The organism is Longimonas sp., from assembly GCF_040409695.1.
Classification (GTDB): Bacteria; Bacteroidota; Rhodothermia; order Rhodothermales; family Salinibacteraceae; genus Longimonas.
Map to the genome: position 1 here is coordinate 1 of NZ_JARWGJ010000015.1, position 3,443 is coordinate 3,443.

Here is a 3,443-nt window from a genome sequence, read left to right on the forward strand (position 1 = left end):
TGCAGACCCCCCCGGTTTTAGGGGGGATGCGAGGTCTGCACATTTCGCCACATGTCTGTTACATTTGAGCATGTTTCGCTGCTCATTGTGCGCAGAAGAACCGCCACAGCGGCCGTACGCATTACGGCGTGCCGGGCTCGGGGCCTGCGGACATGTGCCTGTTTGTACGGTTGTTAGCGTAGGGGTTTTGTGCGTAAAGAGCAAGCTGGTGCCGTGAAGGGGGTGTGAATAGCGTGAAGGTTGTGCGAACGGGGCAGTGTCGCCAGTCGAGCAGGAGATGGTTCGGCTTCGCTCACCATGACAGCTGGTGGGAAGAGGGCTGTAGTTGGAAGGATCTGCCCGGCAGTACGGGCTCGGGGTGAAGGGGTAGATCCCGGATCTCCGCTCCGCTCCGTCCGGGATGACTTGCGGGTGGGGGTGGTACTGTGTCCGGGAGAACTTACGGGGGAGAGCGTTAGACCTGACAGGTTTCCAAACCCTGTCAGGTCTTTACCCGCCTTGAATTCAACGCAGCGCGATGCAATTCAGCAACGCCATGATGATTTCGAGCCGAGGCACCGCGTGGGCAGTTGCGCTTATCCCCTTTCCCGCACGCCCTACTCCTTTGCCTGCTTCCTCACTATGGCCCGCTGTTACCCTGCTCCCGATACCTGGTCGAAGCTCCGCACGCCCCTCACCGAGGGCGAGGCGACCCTGGCACGGCTGCTCATTGAGCGCCTGTCGGATGCGTGGCGTATCTACCTGCAGCCGCACGTAGGCGGCACCCGCCCCGATGTGGTGCTCGTACACCCCGATGCGGGCGTGCAGATCATTGAAGTCAAGGACTACCGTATGGATGACCCCGACGCCGGAGCGTACGACATCTCGGGCGAGACGTGGCGCGTGCAGACCGACGCCGGCCTAAAGACAGTCAGCGATCCGTTTGCGCAGGCCGACCGCGCCCGCGATGCGTTCTTTCGCATCCTCATGCCCATTGCCGAACAGCTGCGCCAGGACGATTCCTCGTTCTATGGATTCGTGCGGGCGGGCGTCTACCTGCACAAGGCCAGCGGACCTGCGATGCACAGCGTGAAGAAATACGGCGAGCGGGTGTACGACAAAGACTTTCGGTATTACGGGCTGGCCAGCCGCGCCATGCTGGAGACGCGAAGCCTGCAAGACCTGGTGCCTATGCTGCGCCCCCTTTCGTTCGGACAAACCGGCAAGCACGTAAAAGCCCTTCAGCAGAAGCTCGAAGCCATCGGGGTAGATCGACCCTGGCACGAGATCGTGCACGGCTGGCTGCATCCTACGCCCGACGAGGCCGCTCAGAACGAACCGCTTATATTGACCCCCGCGCAGCGCAAAGCCGCGTGGAGTCCCGCCAAGCGGCTGCTCGTTACCGGATCCGCAGGCAGCGGAAAAACGCTGGTGCTGGCGCGCCGAGCCGCCCATGCCCTGCTGCGTGACGAACACCGCGTGTTGATGCTCGGGTTCAACATCACGCTGTGGCACTACATGCGCGACCTGCTGACCCGCGGTGTGCGCGCTGTGATCTTGGAGGGCGACATATTCACCGAAGCAGAACGCCGCGAGATGGGCGAGGCCGTTGTGCAACGCCGCCTGCGCGAGGAAATGCAATGGCGCTACAGCCAGGCCATGCGCGCCTGCACCATCACGCACTACCACCGGTTGGGCTACAATCTGTTGGGCAGCATCGGGGTGGATACGGGCGAACTGGAGCCTGACGCCCTGCCCGCTGCGCTCATCCGCCATGCAAGCGAGATCCGCCGCTACGTGCGCAGCGGCGATAGCCATGCGTTTGGTCCGTTCGATACGCTGCTGATCGATGAGGGCCAGGACTGGGGGGCCGACTGGATGCAGGCGCTGCAGCCGCTTATGAAATCGGATACGCCCATCACCGTGGCCGCCGACAGCAACCAGCGTTTGTATGACCACGCGGTGGATCGTCTGGACGACGTCTTTCCCGACGCTACCGCCACGCCCACGCATCATGCCCTGCAAGGCACCGCCCGCGTACCTGCCGAGCTGCACGGGGCGTTCAACGCGGTGGCCAACGCCTGGCCGCCCGAAGACGGCTCCACGCCGCCGGTGCTGCTGAAGGCCGAACAGCTGTCGCTCGACTTTGACCAGCGCCCGCGTCCTGAGGCGATGTGGACGCAGGTGCCAGCGTCGCAACTCTACAAAACAGCTGTTGCCATTGCCCAACGCCGCATGGTCGACGGGCTCAATCCCAGCCAGATTGCCATGCTCGTGCCCACCCATAACATGGGGATGGGTCTGGAGGAGCAGCTGAAGCAGGCCGATGTGCCCCATTGCTCGGTTTGCGCGGCAACAATGGAAAAGAGCCAGAAACGCAAGCACGCATTCTGGCCGCTCGATCCGCGCCTGAAGGTGAGCACGGTGCACAGCTTCAAAGGCTGGGAGGCCGACGTGGTGATCGTGCTGATGGAGCGCTGCCCTCCGAAGACGGAAGACCGCGCTGCCTTGCATGTGGCGCTGACGCGCACCCGGGCCATTGTGGAGGTGGTGGTGCCTACCTCGTCCGGCTCGGACTCCAACGCGGGGCCGTCGCCCCGCATGCAGCGTAGCCCGCGCCACCCGTCTGCAGATACGGGGGCACAGGAGTCAACCTCGTCACTCCCGTTTACCAGCCACGGCGACTGGGTGCGGCGCGATGCGAACGTACTCCGCGCGTTGTATCCTCCCGCCCTGGCTCCCACCCGCTGCCGCCCGGCTACCCCGCTCAACCCACGTGCTCTGCCGTAGAGCACAAGGTCCCCGTTTGGCCTTGCTCCCAAGGAGTTATTCCCCTCGCATCAAACCCGCTGTCCCATGATTTTCGACATCGCGTACGTCATTGGGGTCATCTATCTGCTTTTCATTATCATCTGGATGATGAGTGAGGAGCCCACCGACACTGGCGCAGACGACGCGTAGGACGCGTCATTACCATATCTGAAGCGCTTACATCGAACCCACACCGCACGTCATCCTAATGCCGGACTGGGCCACACGATGTAGAGGGATGGAAGGGTGGAGGAGTGGAGGGATGGGCGTGTTTAGGAAGTGGACGTTTATCTATTAGACCTGACAGGTTTCCAAAACCTGTCAGGTCTTTAAAGCGGGCCCCCAGACCGGGAAACGCTTGCCCCGGACACCGATCCGTGGGGATGTGGGGGGGATGCATGCATCTGGAATGATTTGAAGGAGCAGGATGCGCGACTCCCCACACACTGCACGTCATCCTGACGCCGATAGGCGGAAGGATCTCAACGCCTCCCAACAAAAAAAGCGGCAGCCCCGCCATGGAGCTCCCGCTTCCGCACAATCCTCTTAAAATGGAGGAGACAGGTCCAACCTCGGCGGCGATGACGATGGCACGGGCTGGGGAGACGCACCCAGGTTTCAATCCTCTTAAAATGGAGGAGACAGGTCCAACA

1 protein-coding gene is annotated in these 3,443 nt (G+C 62.3%); it reads left to right on the forward strand.

Translation table 11 applies throughout. The annotated features are described in order from the left end of the window. The first annotated feature begins 621 nt into the window (after positions 1–621). Complete coding sequence (locus PPP56_RS00675; protein ID WP_353561743.1) at positions 622–2,769, forward strand: nuclease-related domain-containing DEAD/DEAH box helicase; 2,148 nt, start codon at positions 622–624, stop codon at positions 2,767–2,769. Positions 2,770–3,443 lie beyond the last annotated feature (674 nt).

What these genes read in the sequence shown, in the direction of transcription:
- PPP56_RS00675 (WP_353561743.1), top strand. Translation starts at nt 622, where the DNA reads ATGGCCCGCTGTTACCCTGCTCCCGATACCTGGTCGAAGCTCCGCACG.